The 15,355-nt window shown below is 56.8% G+C and carries 18 protein-coding genes and 1 tRNA gene; 7 read left to right on the forward strand and 12 right to left on the reverse strand.

Annotated elements, in window-relative coordinates; all coding sequences use genetic code 11:
- Positions 1-38: 38 nt before the first annotated feature.
- From ACZ1G7_RS04775 to ACZ1G7_RS04820, 10 genes are all read right to left on the reverse strand, one after another.
- A complete protein-coding gene (locus ACZ1G7_RS04775; protein WP_472662700.1) occupies positions 39-1,184 on the reverse strand; it encodes a M56 family metallopeptidase in 1,146 nt (381 codons plus the stop codon).
- Positions 1,171-1,563 (reverse strand): BlaI/MecI/CopY family transcriptional regulator, encoded by a 393-nt coding sequence (locus ACZ1G7_RS04780; RefSeq protein WP_472662701.1) that lies wholly within the window; start codon positions 1,561-1,563, stop codon positions 1,171-1,173. The genes ACZ1G7_RS04775 and ACZ1G7_RS04780 overlap by 14 nt, the downstream gene beginning before the upstream one ends.
- An 80-nt stretch (positions 1,564-1,643) precedes the next feature.
- Positions 1,644-2,045, reverse strand: a complete 402-nt coding sequence (locus ACZ1G7_RS04785) for a DUF2160 domain-containing protein (RefSeq protein ID WP_472662702.1) — start codon at positions 2,043-2,045, stop codon at positions 1,644-1,646.
- Entirely contained in the window at positions 2,045-2,842 is a 798-nt protein-coding gene (locus tag ACZ1G7_RS04790) for a carbohydrate ABC transporter permease (RefSeq protein ID WP_472662703.1), read from the reverse strand. Before ACZ1G7_RS04790 ends, ACZ1G7_RS04785 begins: the two co-directional genes overlap by 1 nt.
- Entirely contained in the window at positions 2,839-3,702 is an 864-nt protein-coding gene (locus tag ACZ1G7_RS04795; protein WP_472662704.1) for a carbohydrate ABC transporter permease, read from the reverse strand. The genes ACZ1G7_RS04790 and ACZ1G7_RS04795 overlap by 4 nt, the downstream gene beginning before the upstream one ends.
- A complete protein-coding gene (locus tag ACZ1G7_RS04800) occupies positions 3,699-4,772 on the reverse strand; it encodes an ABC transporter ATP-binding protein (protein WP_472662705.1) in 1,074 nt (357 codons plus the stop codon). Before ACZ1G7_RS04800 ends, ACZ1G7_RS04795 begins: the two co-directional genes overlap by 4 nt.
- On the reverse strand, positions 4,772-5,836 hold the full coding sequence (locus ACZ1G7_RS04805) for an ABC transporter ATP-binding protein (RefSeq protein ID WP_472662706.1): 1,065 nt from the start codon (positions 5,834-5,836) through the stop codon (positions 4,772-4,774). Before ACZ1G7_RS04805 ends, ACZ1G7_RS04800 begins: the two co-directional genes overlap by 1 nt.
- A 93-nt stretch (positions 5,837-5,929) precedes the next feature.
- Entirely contained in the window at positions 5,930-7,663 is a 1,734-nt protein-coding gene (locus ACZ1G7_RS04810) for an ABC transporter substrate-binding protein (protein WP_472662707.1), read from the reverse strand.
- Positions 7,664-7,951: 288 nt separating this feature from the next.
- The gene (locus ACZ1G7_RS04815) at positions 7,952-8,167 is read right to left on the reverse strand and encodes a hypothetical protein (RefSeq protein WP_472662708.1); all 216 of its coding nucleotides are present in this window, start codon (positions 8,165-8,167) and stop codon (positions 7,952-7,954) included.
- A gap of 65 nt (positions 8,168-8,232) precedes the next feature.
- A complete protein-coding gene (locus tag ACZ1G7_RS04820; RefSeq protein WP_472662709.1) occupies positions 8,233-9,372 on the reverse strand; it encodes an aminotransferase class I/II-fold pyridoxal phosphate-dependent enzyme in 1,140 nt (379 codons plus the stop codon).
- A 32-nt stretch (positions 9,373-9,404) separates the two neighbouring features.
- On the opposite strand from ACZ1G7_RS04820, the gene ACZ1G7_RS04825 reads away from it, so the two are divergent.
- Positions 9,405-10,376 carry an ornithine cyclodeaminase family protein gene (locus ACZ1G7_RS04825; RefSeq protein WP_472662710.1) on the forward strand — a complete coding sequence of 324 codons (972 nt, stop codon included), beginning with the start codon at positions 9,405-9,407 and terminating at the stop codon, positions 10,374-10,376.
- 56 nt (positions 10,377-10,432) lie between these two features.
- Here ACZ1G7_RS04825 and ACZ1G7_RS04830 read toward each other — a convergent pair.
- A tRNA-Tyr gene (locus ACZ1G7_RS04830) sits at positions 10,433-10,516 on the reverse strand.
- A 95-nt stretch (positions 10,517-10,611) separates the two neighbouring features.
- Between ACZ1G7_RS04830 and rlmB the strand changes: the two genes are divergently transcribed.
- The 3 genes from rlmB to ACZ1G7_RS04845 all read left to right on the forward strand — a co-directional run bounded on the left by rlmB (position 10,612) and on the right by ACZ1G7_RS04845 (position 12,424).
- Positions 10,612-11,394, forward strand: coding sequence for a 23S rRNA (guanosine(2251)-2'-O)-methyltransferase RlmB (gene rlmB, locus ACZ1G7_RS04835; protein ID WP_472662711.1), 783 nt, complete (start codon positions 10,612-10,614; stop codon positions 11,392-11,394).
- A 23-nt stretch (positions 11,395-11,417) separates the two neighbouring features.
- Positions 11,418-11,717, forward strand: coding sequence for a hypothetical protein (locus ACZ1G7_RS04840; RefSeq protein ID WP_472662712.1), 300 nt, complete (start codon positions 11,418-11,420; stop codon positions 11,715-11,717).
- A 233-nt stretch (positions 11,718-11,950) separates the two neighbouring features.
- Positions 11,951-12,424 (forward strand): CoA-binding protein, encoded by a 474-nt coding sequence (locus ACZ1G7_RS04845; RefSeq protein WP_472662713.1) that lies wholly within the window; start codon positions 11,951-11,953, stop codon positions 12,422-12,424.
- A 101-nt stretch (positions 12,425-12,525) separates the two neighbouring features.
- Here ACZ1G7_RS04845 and ACZ1G7_RS04850 read toward each other — a convergent pair whose 3' ends face one another.
- Positions 12,526-12,939: a VOC family protein gene (locus ACZ1G7_RS04850; RefSeq protein ID WP_472662714.1), complete on the reverse strand. Its 414-nt coding sequence runs from the start codon at positions 12,937-12,939 to the stop codon at positions 12,526-12,528.
- 90 nt (positions 12,940-13,029) lie between these two features.
- On the opposite strand from ACZ1G7_RS04850, the gene ACZ1G7_RS04855 reads away from it, so the two are divergent.
- The 3 genes from ACZ1G7_RS04855 (at position 13,030) to ACZ1G7_RS04865 (ending at position 15,276) form a co-directional block, all read left to right on the forward strand.
- Positions 13,030-13,497, forward strand: a complete 468-nt coding sequence (locus ACZ1G7_RS04855) for a transglycosylase SLT domain-containing protein (RefSeq protein ID WP_472662715.1) — start codon at positions 13,030-13,032, stop codon at positions 13,495-13,497.
- Positions 13,498-13,561: 64 nt separating this feature from the next.
- Complete coding sequence (locus tag ACZ1G7_RS04860; protein ID WP_472662716.1) at positions 13,562-13,882, forward strand: hypothetical protein; 321 nt, start codon at positions 13,562-13,564, stop codon at positions 13,880-13,882.
- A 101-nt stretch (positions 13,883-13,983) separates the two neighbouring features.
- A complete protein-coding gene (locus ACZ1G7_RS04865) occupies positions 13,984-15,276 on the forward strand; it encodes an O-acetylhomoserine aminocarboxypropyltransferase/cysteine synthase family protein (protein WP_472662717.1) in 1,293 nt (430 codons plus the stop codon).
- Positions 15,277-15,355 lie beyond the last annotated feature (79 nt).

The raw sequence follows: 15,355 nt of genomic DNA on the forward strand, positions 1-15,355 counted from the left end.
CAATCTCAGCTGGGCTTCTCATTGTCTTGCAAATACGACTAGTTGCGGATCCGGCCGAATGTCGACAGGCGATTGATTTCGTTGAGCCGATCCAAATTGACGACGGTCGAAAGCATCAGCCGGTCCTGGCTCCAATCGCCGGGGCGTTGGATAGCGACCGTGGTCAGGGCGACTGCGGCGACAAGCGGCACGGCCAGAACCGCGAAAACGATCTTCTGATGCGTAGCGCGGCGGGCATTCAGCAGAGACAGGACGCGGCGTTCCAAAAAGCTTGGTTTGCCATCACCGGCAGAGGACCGATCAGCCGTCACCAGCGTTACCTTTGGGACTGCAATCACGAATGCGCGGTCGCGGCGCAGGGTTTGCTGGCAGATCGACAGCAGTGTTTCGCAATAAGTGCGCATCTCAATCCGTCCACCTGCGATCACAGCACTGTCGCAATTCAGCTCACGAAGGTGTTCGACCTGACGTTTCCAAGCACGATATGCTGGGTTGAAAAAGAACAGCGGCTTCAGGGCTTCAAGCAGCACCTCCCATTCCAGATCGCCATTGCGAATATGCTGCAGCTCATGCGCGAGAGAGACTTTCATCTCATCGGCCTGCCCCAGCATATGCGACGGGATCACCACGTAATAATTGCGTAGCCCACGGGTCGAAAACGGTACCAGCGTCTTGTCGGAGACACGCAGTTGCAACCGGTTAAAGCTACGCCAGGCGTAGCTTTGCGCCACGATGCGCCAGAGGCAAAAGATCGAATACGCCAGACGCGTCAGACCGACGACAATGCCGACCGTGAAAGCCGCGATGACAGATTTGGCAAGCAAGCCATCCATATTAAGCAGGTTGAGCGTAAACGTATCGCGCGCCATCACGAGCTTTTCAAACTCGGAGGCTTTCATCTCCAACCCGCCATTTAGGTAATAGGACACAACCATGTCGGACAGGTTCACATTGACGCCGCGCGCGACGCCGGATCCTTGCAATGCGTGAAACCCGGCGGCCAAAAACGGCGCGCACAGGATCGCAATGAAGACCGCGTTCAGCAGGCCAAGCTGCGCACCATAAGCGTATTTCAAGCCGATGCGGCACATCGCGGCCCGCACCAAAAACCAAAGAACAAAAGCCACGCAAATCAATATATTGGCATTGATAAACGCGTCCAGCAGCGCTTCACCCACTATCATTTTTCAACCTCCGATCCACCAATGCTCGGATTTGCCCCAACGCTTCTTCAGTCAATGCATCGTCATTGACGAGACGCGCCACCAACGAGGCAGGCGTGTCGTCAAATAGCTTAGCCGACAGGTCTTTGAGTGAGCGAGATTGGTAGGCATCTTTGGCCAGCGATGGGATGTAAACATGGCTTTTGCCTTGTTTACGGCTGGTCACGAAGCCTTTTTGCTCCAGAATGCGCAGGATGGTCGCGCCCGAGGTATAGGCGAGATCGCGGTCTTTCGGCAGCTTGTCCAAAACGTCGCGCACGGTCCCCTCCCCCAATGCCCAAAGTTCGTTCATGAACTCAAGTTCGACCTCGGTCAGCAGATCACTCTTTTTCTTTTTCATTGCCGTCCTATCCTAGGCAATCGCTCACTCACTACGCAGAATGAGTAAAACGCATGCATTCACGTTTCCAAAGCAAAATCTCATACTTTCCTAAAACAGAAAGCCCCCCAAGCAAGCGAAATCGCCAGCGGCCACCACAAGGGCTGGCCCACAAAACCCAACCAGGCCAAGAAGATATAGGCCGTTCCGAGCAGCGTGATGAACAGCCTGTCGCCTAATGTCGTGGTCAGGCCGAGTACGCCTTTTCGTTCCAATCCGTCGCGGTATTTCACCCCTTCGAGCACGCCGATAACGGCAATCGCACCGAAAATTCCGCAAAACAGCGCGAAAGTAGCGGGCGTCCAGGCCATCCAAAAAGATGGCCAGAGCGGCTGCGTCCAAGAGAAACCAGTTTCCTCTTCCTTCTTGGCGACATTGCCCCAGCCTTGAGCAAACCCGGGGCTGGCCAGCAACAGGACAACCGGTGTCAAAAACCGTTTCATCAAACCCTCCCCAGGGCGAAGCCCTTGGCAATGTAATTGCGCACGAAATAGATCACGATGGCGCCGGGGATGATGGTCAGCGTGCCGGCCGCTGCCAGTAGCCCCAACTCATAGCCAGCAGAGGACGCGGTTTTGGTCATCGTGGCGGCAATCGGCTTGGCCTCAACGGCGGTCAATGTCTTGGCCAAAAGCAGCTCCACCCATGAGAACATGAAGCAGAAAAACGCGGCGACCCCGACACCAGCCTTGATCGTCGGCAAGAAGATGGTGACGAAGAAACGCGGGAAGGAATAGCCGTCGACATAGGCGGTTTCATCCAGCTCTTTCGGGACGCCCCCCATGAAGCCTTCAAGGATCCAAACCGCAAGCGGGATGTTGAACAAGCAGTGCGCGAGGGCAACCGCCAAGTGTGTGTCAAACAGCCCGACGGAGGAATAGAGCTGGAAAAACGGCAGTGCGAAAACGGCTGCGGGCGCCATCCGGTTGGTCAGCAGCCAGAAGAAGAGCTGCTTATCACCCAGAAAGCGGTAGCGGGAGAAAGCATAAGCCGCCGGTAGCGCCACGCAGACCGAAATCACCGTGTTCAGGGACACGTATATGATGGAGTTGATGTATCCCCAGTACCAAGTTGGGTCAGTGAAGATGACCCGGTAATTCTCCAGCGTGAAGGTTTGCGGGAACAGGCTGAAACCGCCGAGGATCTCTTGCGTCGTCTTGAAGCTCATCGCCACCAGCCAGTAGATCGGCAGCAACAGGAAGGCGATGTAGAGGATCGGTATGATTGTCCGTTTTCTCATGCGTCATCATCCTTTGTCATGAGCGTGTAGAACAGCCAGCTGACCAGCAGCGTGATCGCGAAATAGATCAGGCTCATCGCCGCAGCAGGGCCAAGGTCGAACTGCCCAAGCGCGATTTTGACCAGATCAATCGAAAGCAAGGTCGTCGAATTTCCCGGCCCGCCACCTGTCAGAACGAAGGGTTCGGTATAGATGTTGAAGCTGTCCATGAAGCGCAGCAGGATCGCGATGGTCAGCACGGTTTTCATCTTCGGCAACTGAATGTAGCGGAAGACCTTCCATGGCGATGCGCCATCAATCCGGGCAGCTTGGTAGTACGCGTCCGGGATTGACACCAGACCCGCATAGCTCAGCAACACCACCAGCGACGTCCAGTGCCAGACATCCATCGTGATGATCGTCACCCAGGCCGCGAACGGGTCTTGGGTCATGTCATAAGTGATGCCCAACGTGTTGTTCAGCAAGTATCCCAGCAGCCCGATATCGGGCAGCGTAAAGATGTTCCACATCGCGCCCACAACGTTCCACGGGATCAGCATCGGCAGAGCCATGGTCACCAGACAGACCGGCACCCAGAACCCTTTCTTGGGCATAGACAGCGCAATGATGATGCCCAGCGGCACCTCGATGATCAGGATCAAGAAGGTGAACAGAAACTGCCGCCCCAAAGCCGCATGGAAGCGGTCTGAGCGCAGGATTTGCTCAAACCAATCCAGCCCCTGCCAGAAAAAGACGTTATTGCCAAAGGTCTCCTGCACCGAATAATTGACCACCGTCATGATCGGCACCAGCGCGTTGAACGCGACCAGCAACAGCACCGGCAGTACAAAGAACCATGCGCGTGGGTTATCTGTCTTCATGATGCCGCCTCCGTCGCGATCCAGCCGTCCCGGTAAAGCCGCGTGTGTTCTTTTTTGAAATCGAGATGGACCTGAGCGCCTTGTTGGGGGGCCTCCCCTTCGATCACGGCTTTGACGGGCGTGTCGGCGACCATGGCCTCAACAACCAAATGCCGGCCGACGTCCGAGACTTTGCGCACCCGCGCCTCGATACCGGATGCCGCAAGCGACACAAATTCCGGCCGGACGCCCAATTGGGTGGCACCGCCTTGCCCGGTCACCTTGCCTTCAAGTTCAATAGCTTGTCCGGCAAAGTTGACACGGCCTGCGACTTCTTCCGCGGGAAGGACGTTCATGCCCGGTGAACCGATAAAGTGGCCGACAAATGTATGCTGCGGGCGCTCGAACAGCTCCACAGGGGTACCGATTTGGACGACCTCCCCCTCCTGCATGACGACCACCTGATCGGCAAAGGTCAGTGCTTCGGTCTGGTCATGGGTGACATAGATCATCGTCGCGCGGACGCGCTGATGCAGCTCTTTCAACTTGGAGCGCAGCTTCCATTTCAGATGCGGGTCGATTACCGTCAGCGGCTCATCAAACATCACGACATTGACGTCGTCGCGCACCAACCCGCGCCCCATGGAGATTTTCTGTTTATTGTCCGGGCTGAGATGGGAGGCGCGCGTATCGAGCATCTCCTCAACCTCCAACATGGCGGCGATCTCAGCGACACGCTCCGAAATCCGGGCCTCATCTACCCCGCGATTGCGCAAAGGAAATGCCAGATTGTCGCGCACCGTCATCGTGTCGTAGATCACCGGGAACTGGAACACCTGAGCAATGTTACGCTGGTCCGGCGGCAGGTCGGTGACATCTTTCTCGTCAAATAGGATCCGGCCCTCAGAAGGCGTCAGCAGGCCAGAGACGATGTTCAACAACGTGGATTTTCCGCAACCCGACGGGCCCAGCAGCGCGTAGGCCCCGCCATCTTGCCAATCGAGATCAATCTCCTTCAGTGCGAAATCCTGCGGGCCTTGCGGTTCGGGCAAATAGGAATGCCGCAGATTTGAAAGCGTGATTTTTGCCATCAGGCCACGAGCCTCCCATCCGGAGCAAAGTAGAACGCCTGCGTCGCATCCATGAAGAACTGGTGGTTTTCACCGACCTCATAAGGATGCACGCCATGAGCCAGCGACACCCAACCGTCTTCGCCAAGTTGAAAATGCGCGCTTGATTCCGAGCCCGACAGCTCGGTCACCAACACGGTCCCTTCAATGGCGACGTCGCCGGGTTTGGCAGCATATGGCGTGACATGATGCGGGCGGAGCGCGATCGTGTATTGCCCATCCGGCAGGTTTGCTGCGGCGCCGTCCAAAGGCCAAACCACACCGGTTTTCATCCGCGCTTCAGTTCCGGTTTTGATGATCTCGGCTGAATTGATCGGCGGGTCGGAAAACACCCGCGCCGCTGTCAGGTTTTGCGGCTTGCGGTAGATCGCGGCGGTGGTGCCGAATTGGGTGACAGTACCGTCATCCATCAGCGCAGTTTCGCCCCCCAGCAGCAAGGCTTCCTCTGGCTCCGAGGTGGCGTAAACCACGACAGCGCCGCGGCCTGCAAAAAGCTCTGGCAATTGCTCACGCAGCTCTTCGCGCAGTTTGTAGTCAAGATTTGCCAAGGGCTCGTCCAGGAATACTGCCTGGCTTTCCTTGGCAATCGCACGCGCCAGGGCACAGCGTTGTTGCTGGCCGCCAGACAGCTCTTGCGGGCGGCGCTTCAGCATTGGGCCCAGCTGCAAAATGTCGGCAGCCTCTTGAACGCGGCCCTCTATTTCGGATTGCGCCATGCCTGCAACCCGCAAGGGGGAGGCGATATTGTCGAAGACGCTCATATGCGGGTAGTTGACGAAAAACTGGTGCACGAGGCTGATCTTGCGTTTCTGCGTCGACAGCCGTGAGACGTCCTGCCCGTTCATGAAAATCTGGCCCGAGGCCAGCGGGTCCAGCCCCGCCATCAGCTTGATCAAAGACGTCTTGCCCGAGCCCGTCTGGCCCAGCAAAACGTTAAAATGTCCTGGCTCCATCACCAGAGAGACCGGTTTGATATGCGAAATGCCCCGCACAACCTTGCTGGCCTGTTTCAACTCGATTGTCATTGTAATCCCGTGACCCAAGTGAGGGATGACTGCGCTCTCGCGCGGCCCTCGGTAAGGGCCCGGCCCGCGCTCAAGCGGGGCCGGGCGTTTGGTTTACTGGTTCCAGCGCGCGACCAGATCGTCGTAGTTGACGGTCTCGCCCTGCGGTTTTTCGTTGTCCAGCTTGGGCTTAGCGCCCCCATTGGCAAACCAGAACGCGGCGTCTTGTTTCTCGTTCAAGCGTGGGCCGCAACCGCCATAGACGCTGGCACTTTCATCAGCCGCCTGCATCCGGGCCATGGTGATGTCCATTTCCTCAGCCAGACGATCCATCGCCTGTTGCGGTGTGAAAGCACCCGAGTTCACGTCGCCGATTTGCTGCCACCAGATTTGCGCCAGCTTCGGGTAGTCGGGCACGTTGATGCCTGTTGGCGACCAGGCCACGCGGTCAGGCGAGCGGTAGAATTCCACCAATCCGCCAAGCTTCGGCGCGCGCTCTGTGAAGCTTTCGTGGTTCACCGTGCTGTCACGTATGAAGGTCAGACCCACGTGGGATTTCTTCACATCAACAGTTTTGGACGTCACGAACTGAGCGTAGAGCCATGCTGCCTGCGCGCGATCCGACGGCGTGGATTTCAGGAAGGTCCAAGACCCCACATCCTGATAGCCAACCTTCTGACCTTCTTCCCAGTAAGGGCCGTGCGGGCTTGGGGCCATCCGCCAGAGCGGGTTACCATCGGCGTCGACAGTGTTGTTGCCCTCAGCCTGTGGTTTCACCATGTCAGCGGTGAACGCAGTGTACCAGAAAATTTGCTGGGCCACATTGCCTTGGCTGAGCGCCGGAAGCGATTGGTAAAAGTCGAATGATGCAGCACCGGGTGGTGCATAGTTGCGCAGCCATTCATCCCATTTGCGGATCGCATAGACCGCCGCCGGGCCATTGGCCGCACCGCCACGGGACACAGATGCACCCGCCGGGTTACAGCTTCCCGCTTCCATGCGGATGCCCCATTCGTCAATCGGAACGCCGTTCGGCTCCCCTTTCGAACCGGTGCCTGCCATTGACAGCCAAGCATCGGTCATGCGCCAGCCGAGATCCGGCGCGCGTTTGCCGTAATCCATGTGGCCGTAAATGCGTGTTCCGTCGATTTCCTGCACATCGTTCGAGAAGAACTCCGCGATGTCTTCATAAGCCGACCAGTTGACCGGCACGCCCAAGTCGTAGCCGTATTTGGCCTTGAACGCGTCCTTGTTGGCTTGGTCGTCAAACCAATCCTTGCGGAACCAATATAGGTTGGCGAATTGCTGATCAGGCAGCTGGTAAAGGTTCCCATCGGGGCCCGTCGTGAACTGGATGCCCATGAAGTCATCCAAATCAAGCGTCGGCGAGGTTGTCGCCGCCCAGTCACCGGCCATCTGCTCTGTCAGGTTATAGGCCAGTTGCAGCCGCGAATGCGTGCCGATCAGGTCGCTGTCATTGACGTAACCGTCATAGAGGTTGCGCTGCGTCTGCATCTGCGTTTGCACCGCCTGGACAACTTCGCCCTCGCCCAAGATCTGGTGGTTCACCTTGATCCCGGTGATTTCCTCGAAGGCCTTGGTCAGCACCTCGGATTCGTAGCCGTGGGTCGGAATGCCCTCGGACAACACGTTGATTTCCATCCCCGCGAATGGCTGCGCGGCGTCAATGAACCACTGCATCTCGCTCATTTGCACGTCTTTCGACAATGTGGATGGCTGGAATTCTTGATCAATCCATTTCTGGGCTGCTGCCGCGTCGGCAAAAGCAGTCCCGGACCCCGCGATGACGGCCATGGCCGCAGTCGCGGAGAGCAGATACTTGCGCATCTTGTCTCCTCCCAAAGATTTATGTGAGCCGGTCAATGCCAGCTTCACAAACGCTAGCCGCAAGCCTTGCACGCTGTCAAACTAATTTTTTAGTAGATATATTCACTATAACTTATTGCCTTTGATTTCATTTTTTAAATATTACTTTCAATTATTTACGAGAATTTCTGCATCAAGGATTTTGAAGCTAAACATGGCAAGCACGAAAACTCGCGAAAAAAAATCCGCACCAAGATGCGAGTCGGCACCGTGTACTTTGAACATCTTTGTTTATGCAAAACCTCTCATTTAGTCGCGCTTAAAAACGGCCACACCTGTGGACCCAAGTGACAGCTCCAAGGGAGCCAGAAACAAGCTACGCGCGCCCATGCCATAGGCCTCCTTCAAACTGCGCAGAAACCTTTGCAACCAAGTGCACGCTACAAGCTCGGTCACGCCCAACCTAAGCGTCTCCGTGAGCAGATCGTAGCGCGCCGCCTCCTCGATAAGCGCCTCGCCAGCCAATAGAACATCACGTGTTTTCGTGAGGACCCTCGCGCAGCTTGCGTACCCGAACGCAACGACAGGTTTCAAGTAGCTTTGTTCTTCATGACGTGCGCCTCTAGAGCAGCCAACCCCTCATCAAGCCCTTTGCGTCCATATCCCAATCGGAAACGATCATTCGGAGTGACGCCAAGATCAGACCTGTAGATCGTGCTGGGCAGCAAAAGAACACCGCTGTCTTCGACCAAGGAACGGCAGAACTCGTCCACGCCTTCCGCCCCCAAATACCTTGGGAACGCCATGCATGAACCGTCAGGGCGCTGCCAGTCAAACAAGTCAGGATGCCGCGCAAAGAAGGCGTCCCACTTGGGTAAGTTCTCATCGACGATTGCGCAGTTGCGACGCAACAGTTGATCCTTGTTCTTCAGGGCAATCTTAGTCAGCTGTTCGCTCGGACCGGAGTTGCAGATCGACAGGTAATGCTTGAAGCGCTCCATCTTTGAAAGGATCTCTGCGTCCTGACAGGCGATCCAGCCAATGCGAAGCCCCGGCAAACCAAATGACTTGGACATGACGTTCAGCGACAGCCCGCGTTCGTAGACATCCGCAATGAAGGGAAGGTGTTGGGTGCCGGTTGGCCCCAAACCATTAAAGATTTCGTCATGCAGAATATAGATGCCATGGGCGCGACAAAGTTCAATCAGCGCCATGTAGCGATCTAGTGGCAAAATCGTTCCCGTAGGGTTGTGAGGGAAGTTGATTGTCATGAGCTTGGTGTTTGGCTTGATGGCGGCCTTCACCCGATCGATGTCCAAAGACCAGCCATCATTTGGGTCCAGCGGGACACCAGTCGCCTCACAAATTGCAACCGGCAGGGTTTCGTGGCTTTGGTAATTCGGCGTCACAACAATGGCATGGCTTTCGGCGTCCAGGATCACGTTGTTGGCGACAAAGATACCCTCACTGGCGCCTGCGAAGCATAAGATGTCCGATGCCTGCTGGTTTGCGTAGGTTTGTGCAATAATCCCTCGCAGCTCAGGGTCGCCGAAGGTTTCTGTGTAACCAAGCGACATTCCTTCGAGTGCGTCCTTGTCGTCAGGGGTTGCCATTGCCATCAGCTCCCGCAACGAAATGCTCTCGGCATCAGACGCGGTCATGTGGTATCGCGCTTTGAATTCCCATTTGGAAAAGTGGGTCTCAAGTCGAAAGTCGGGCAAGGTTGGCATTGTCGCTGTCACTCATAAAGGTTTGGTAGAACATGATTATCTTGGATCGCGCTCAAATCGAAGGCCTAATCGATCTGCACGTTGCTGGCGATGCCATCGAGGCCGCCTATATTGCTGCCAGTCAAGGTGAGGTGACCCTGCCGCCCGTGGGACATATCACGTTTCCGGAACTCACAGCAGATTGTCATATCAAATACGGCCACCGAGCGAACGATCCGAATTTTGTCATTAAAGTTGCGACCGGTTTTCCCGACAATGCCCTAGCGGGATTGCCAACGGGCAACGGTTTGTCATTGGTGATATCCGCGCAGACCGGAGCAGTGCAGGCTATACTCCATGATGAGATGGTTATGACAGACATCCGCACTGGGCTTGGCGGCGCCATTGCGACGCGGTGCTTGGCCCGCTCGGACAGCAGGCAAGTGTTGGTCGTCGGGACAGGTCCGCAAGCCCTGAGGCAGATTGAAAGCCACGTTCATTTGATCGGAAGCCACCTGACATTCGACGTGTGGGGACGTTCACCTAAGAAGGCCCAAACCATCGCAGACATGATGAAAGGGCACTGTGAGATTGCGGTCGCTGATACCCTGGAAAAAGCAGTGCGAAACGCGGATATCATTGTCACGACGACCGGTGCAACACGCGCGCTCATCGAAAACACATGGGTAACCGCAGGTGCGCACATTACCGCTGTGGGGGCAGATGCACCCGGCAAACAAGAACTTGACGTCGATCTTGTCGCACGCGCGGATGTCTTGGTCGCGGACTCAATTGATCAGTGTTTGGATCACGGGGAACTCTCGCAGGCATATAGCGCAGATCTGATAACGCGTTCCAGAATTGAAGACATCGGCCACCTTTTATCTGGAGCAAGTCAAGGGCGGATCAAAGAAACGCAGGTCACAATTGCTGATCTGACAGGGATCGCAGCACAAGACATTGCAATCGCAAGCGTCGTTTTAGACGCAAGTCGGCGTCAAGATGGGAAGTTGGGGCGCGGCTAGTATCAGTATCGGCACGCGGAAAATAAAACCGCACTTAGATATCAATGGCTTAAAAGTGGTGGGCGACCCTGGAATCGAACCAGGCGTGCGTCTCCGCGAGGGAGTTACAGTCCCCTGCCACACCTTGCGGCCTGTCGCCCACTAGGCGGCTGATCTATAAGCCCGGCCCGCGTGCGTCAACACGAAATAATGCCGGAGCTTGCGCTTTTCTGGCGAAACTGTTCAACGTCGCCCCATGAACCAGAAAAAACCCAAATGGGTCATCCAAAAAGAACGCGACAAGCGCGCCTCGGCGGCAGAAACCGTATGGCTGTTTGGCATCCATGCCGTGCGCGATGCGCTGCAAAACCCGATGCGCGAGCGGTTGCGGTTGGTGGCCACCAAAAACGCCGCTGATCGGTTGGCCGATGAGATTGCCGCATCAGGTATGGAGGTCGAGCTGTCTGATCCACGCAAATTCGCGGCACCGATTGACCCGCAATCTGTGCATCAGGGCGTGGCATTGGAGGTCAAGCCGCTCGACTGGGGCAACCTGACAGAAATTTGCGCGCCGCGCGGACAGCCGGCACGGGTGATCCTGCTCGACCGCGTGACGGACCCCCATAATGTTGGTGCGATCCTGCGCTCAGCGGAGGTGTTTGGCGCGCGCGCGGTGATCGGCGTGCAACGTCATTCCGCGCCTGAGACGGGGGCTTTGGCCAAGACCGCATCGGGCGCATTGGAACGGCAGCCCTATTTGAGAGTGCGCAATCTGGCGACCACGATGGAGGCGCTTAAAGAGATGGGCTACGCCATCTACGGGCTAGACGGTGAGGCCGATGTCGCGCTGCGGGATGCGGCTGCGTCCCGCGACGGTGCGATTGCGCTGGTACTGGGCGCTGAAGGGCCCGGATTGCGCGACAAAACCAAGGAGACCTGTGACAAGCTGGTACGGATCGACGCCTCAGGCGCGTTTGGATCGCTCAACGTCTCGAATGCGGCGGCGGTGTCCCTATATGAGGTTCAGGCGCGAGACTAGTTGCGCGCAATAAAGGAGCCTCGATGCCTCACCCGACCAAGCTTGCGACGTGCTGCTATTGCGGTGCCCGAACACTGCTGCAACCCACAGCGCGACATGGGCACGAGCTTGCCTGCGGATCCTGTGGTGCGCCTCTGCATGAGATGAAGTGGCTCAAGCAGCCAAACAAAAAACCTGAAAAACAACGCAAAGCCCCCAAACCTGCAAAACTCGCCGACTGGTCCAAGCCCAGCAAGCCGCGCAAGAAACACAAAAAACGCCAAGGCTTGTTTTCCAAAATCGTCGAGGAGGCATGGGACGCCGTCGAGGATGTGTTCGACTAAGGACGCACCCGGCAGGCTTCACGGCTGCGCACGCAACGTTCACAGTTTCGTAAGACTTCTGGAACAGGGTAAACACAGTGCCTATTTTTTCATTGTGAGGGTGGCGCATCGGAACTGCGCCCCCAACAAGCACTGTCCCTCGTTCCGTAACTGGCGCCTGCGCACTCCCCCGCGCAGGCGCTTTTTTGTTTTAGGTCTTTCGCACTGCAAACCCGCCCGCTAGCGTCGCGCACATGGCGTATAGTGACACAGAACTGAAATCCGTTTTGACCCGCACAAAAGTAGTGGCGTGCGTCGGCATGTCGATGAACCCAGTGCGACCAAGTTACTATGTCGCGCGCTACCTAAGCCTGAAAGGTTTTACAGTGATCGGCGTCAATCCGGGCCATGCTGGTACGCGTGTCTTTGGCCAGCCTGTCTATGCCAGCCTGCGCGACATTCCAGAGGGGCTTGGCGTTGATATGGTTGATATCTTTCGACGTTCCGAATTTGTGCCGGATATTGTCGATGACGCTCTGGCGGATCTGCCGCATCTCAAAACCATCTGGATGCAGATCGGCGTCACCCATGCAGATGCCGCGGCCAAGGCAGAGGCACGCGGGATAACAGTCATCCAAGATCGCTGCCCCAAAATCGAATATCAGCGACTTTTTGGCGAGCTGCGGATGGGCGGCTTCGCAACCGGTATCATATCGTCCAAACTCTGACCCAAATGTGCACCTTCGGTGCGCAACATATTTTTGCTCCTGGGAGGCTTCGCCTCCCGCAGCAAGGGCATCCCACAAGCGTATTTGTAACCAAATGGAGGTTATTGCGCGAACACACCGGACAGGTCTTTGAAGCCTTTAATTTCGATAGGGTTGCTTGACGGGTCGCGGAAAAACATCGTCCATTGCTCGCCCGGCTCACCCTCGAAACGCACCGAGGGTGGCAAGACCCAGTCCGTTTCGGCAGCACCTAACCGATCCGCCAAGGCGCGCCAGTCGTCATAGCCCAAGACCAGCCCCAAATGGGGCATCGGCACCATGTGATCACCAACTTTACCGGTGTTTGTCGTTTCAAACGGCGTTCCAAGATGAAGCGAAATTTGGTGGCCAAAAAAGTCGAAATCGACCCACGTGTCGGTTGAGCGCCCCTCGGTACATCCCAAAACCTGGCCGTAGAAGCGGCGCGCGGCGTCCAGATCGGTGACGTGATAGGCAAGGTGGAAAGGTGTGATCATGAATGCGGGCCATGTAGATGTGCAGGCGAAGGAACGCCGATCTCTGCGATGAGCATGGCATCGGTTGCTGCGTTTGCATAGGCTGATCGCATGATCCGTCGTCACTTTCTTTTGCACCTCGCGGCGCCAATGCTTCTCATCGCTTGTGGCCGCGCTGAGCCGCCGGTTGCCGCGCCAACAAACGCGCTTTATCCCGGCGAAACACCTGCCATGCGTGCGCGTATCGTCAGGTGGGCAGCGATTCACGAGATCCCTGAAAGCCTGCTTCACCGGGTGATACAACGCGAAAGCGATTACCGCGCAGATGCACGCAACGGGCCCTATTGGGGTTTGATGCAAATCCTTCCCGAAACCGCGCGAACGATGGGACATCGCGGCCCGCCATCGGAACTGCTGGACCCGGAGGTGAACCTTGAATTCGCCGGCAAATACCTCAAAGGGGCGTGGCTGGTCTCTGGTGGTGACGAAGCGGCGGCGGTCGGCTGGTATGCACGTGGTTATTACTTTGAGGCCAAGCGCTTAGGGCTTTTGGTGGAAACTGGCTTGCGCTCAGCCTAGGCACAGATTTGGCGATTTTGGCGGCGCATGCTACGCTTCTCCTTGTTTTATAGGGGGAAGTTACATGACAACACACATCAAAATAGGTCTCGTTGCGCTATCTTTTGGCATGCTTGGCGCGTGCGGTCAGGTGGAAATACCAACGAGTGTGTTCGCAAGAACCACGCCGTTGCCAGACGGGACAATCACGCTTGAGGGCGAAAGCTACGTGCTGAAACGCGCGACGGCAACAAGCGGGCGTAAAGCCGGGCAAGAGGTCTGGGCGATTGTCGTCGATGGCAAAACCTATTCTTGCAGGGCGGCCAATGAGGTATCGTGTCAAGCCGCATTGAACCGCGCGAAAGCCGGCGAACGGATTGAGGAAGATATGGGCGGCGGTTACTGACGCCCTACCCTTGTTGCTACGTCCCACACCTCTTTGCTGATTGTGGCGCGCAGGCCTTCGCACTAATGTCCGCCTCAAATTGATTGTGAGGAGGAACGGACATGTCCGACACAGAAAGCTACGGGTTTGACACTTTGCAAGTGCACGCGGGGGCCCGGCCCGACCCGGCCACCGGCGCACGCAACACGCCGATCTACCAGTCCACAGCCTTTGTTTTCCGTGACGCAGAACATGCGGCGGCGCTGTTTAACCTTCAGGAGGTGGGCTATATTTATTCCCGCCTCACCAACCCGACCGTGGCAGTACTGCAAGAACGCATCGCCACGCTGGAAGGCGGCGTTGGGGCGGTTTGCTGCTCCTCAGGCCATGCAGCTCAGATCATGGCATTGTTCCCGCTGATGCGGCCGGGAAAGAACGTTGTGGCCTCAAGCAGGCTTTACGGCGGGACGGTCACTCAGTTCAGCCAGACCATCAAACGCTTCGGCTGGTCGGCGACATTCGTGGATTTCGACGATCTGGACGCAGTGAAAGCCGCCATCAATGACGACACGCAGGCGATTTTTGGCGAAGCGATCGCCAACCCCGGCGGCTACATCATGGATGTGCGCGCTGTGGCCGATATCGCGGATGAAGCAGGTATTCCGCTGATCATCGACAACACCTCAGCCACGCCATATCTCTGCCGCCCGATCGAGCATGGCGCCACGCTGGTGGTCCATTCCACGACCAAATACATGACTGGCAATGGCACCGTCACAGGTGGTTGTGTCGTCGATTCCGGTAAATTTGACTGGGCTGCATCGGGCAAATTCCCATCGCTGTCAGAGCCGGAGCCAGCTTATCACGGGTTGAAATTCGCCGAGACCTTTGGGCCCCTCGCCTTCACATTCCACGGCATCGCCATAGGGCTGCGCGATCTGGGCATGACGATGAACCCGCAAGGTGCACACTACACCTTGATGGGGATCGAAACGCTGTCCCTGCGGATGGAAAAGCATGTCGAGAACGCCGAAAAGGTGGCGGAATGGCTCGAAAAAGATGACCGCGTCGACTACGTCACTTATGCGGGTCTGAAGTCATCGCCCTATTTTGACCGGGTCAAAACCGTCTGCCCGAAAGGCGCGGGCGCGCTGTTCACCGTCGCGGTCAAGGGCGGGTATGAGGCCTGCGTCAAGTTGGTCGACAGCCTGGAAATCTTCAGCCATGTGGCCAATCTGGGCGACACAAGGTCGTTGATCATACACTCGGCCTCCACCACGCACCGTCAATTGACCGCAGAGCAGCAGGAAGCCGCAGGCGCTGCGCCCAATGTGGTGCGCATTTCCATCGGTATTGAAGATGCTGACGACCTGATCCGCGACCTTGATCAGGCGCTGACAAAAGCGACGTCTTAGGCGGATCGCATCCAAGGGCGGCAGGTTCAAATCCCGCCCTTGGTTTTTCTTTTACCGGTCGCGTTATATGTTATAACAG

Source organism: Litoreibacter sp. JB4-2, from assembly GCF_055693445.1.

Coding starts and splice junctions, on each gene's coding strand:
- ACZ1G7_RS04825 (WP_472662710.1), top strand. CDS start 9,405: ATGATTATCTTGGATCGCGCTCAAATCGAAGGCCTAATCGATCTGCAC.
- ACZ1G7_RS04775 (WP_472662700.1), bottom strand. CDS start 1,184: ATGATAGTGGGTGAAGCGCTGCTGGACGCGTTTATCAATGCCAATATA.
- ACZ1G7_RS04820 (WP_472662709.1), bottom strand. CDS start 9,372: ATGCCAACCTTGCCCGACTTTCGACTTGAGACCCACTTTTCCAAATGG.
- ACZ1G7_RS04805 (WP_472662706.1), bottom strand. CDS start 5,836: ATGACAATCGAGTTGAAACAGGCCAGCAAGGTTGTGCGGGGCATTTCG.
- ACZ1G7_RS04780 (WP_472662701.1), bottom strand. CDS start 1,563: ATGAAAAAGAAAAAGAGTGATCTGCTGACCGAGGTCGAACTTGAGTTC.
- ACZ1G7_RS04785 (WP_472662702.1), bottom strand. CDS start 2,045: ATGAAACGGTTTTTGACACCGGTTGTCCTGTTGCTGGCCAGCCCCGGG.
- ACZ1G7_RS04855 (WP_472662715.1), top strand. CDS start 13,030: ATGATCCGTCGTCACTTTCTTTTGCACCTCGCGGCGCCAATGCTTCTC.
- rlmB (WP_472662711.1), top strand. CDS start 10,612: ATGAACCAGAAAAAACCCAAATGGGTCATCCAAAAAGAACGCGACAAG.
- ACZ1G7_RS04800 (WP_472662705.1), bottom strand. CDS start 4,772: ATGGCAAAAATCACGCTTTCAAATCTGCGGCATTCCTATTTGCCCGAA.
- ACZ1G7_RS04845 (WP_472662713.1), top strand. CDS start 11,951: ATGGCGTATAGTGACACAGAACTGAAATCCGTTTTGACCCGCACAAAA.
- ACZ1G7_RS04795 (WP_472662704.1), bottom strand. CDS start 3,702: ATGAAGACAGATAACCCACGCGCATGGTTCTTTGTACTGCCGGTGCTG.
- ACZ1G7_RS04840 (WP_472662712.1), top strand. CDS start 11,418: ATGCCTCACCCGACCAAGCTTGCGACGTGCTGCTATTGCGGTGCCCGA.
- ACZ1G7_RS04850 (WP_472662714.1), bottom strand. CDS start 12,939: ATGATCACACCTTTCCACCTTGCCTATCACGTCACCGATCTGGACGCC.
- ACZ1G7_RS04860 (WP_472662716.1), top strand. CDS start 13,562: ATGACAACACACATCAAAATAGGTCTCGTTGCGCTATCTTTTGGCATG.
- ACZ1G7_RS04810 (WP_472662707.1), bottom strand. CDS start 7,663: ATGCGCAAGTATCTGCTCTCCGCGACTGCGGCCATGGCCGTCATCGCG.
- ACZ1G7_RS04790 (WP_472662703.1), bottom strand. CDS start 2,842: ATGAGAAAACGGACAATCATACCGATCCTCTACATCGCCTTCCTGTTG.
- ACZ1G7_RS04865 (WP_472662717.1), top strand. CDS start 13,984: ATGTCCGACACAGAAAGCTACGGGTTTGACACTTTGCAAGTGCACGCG.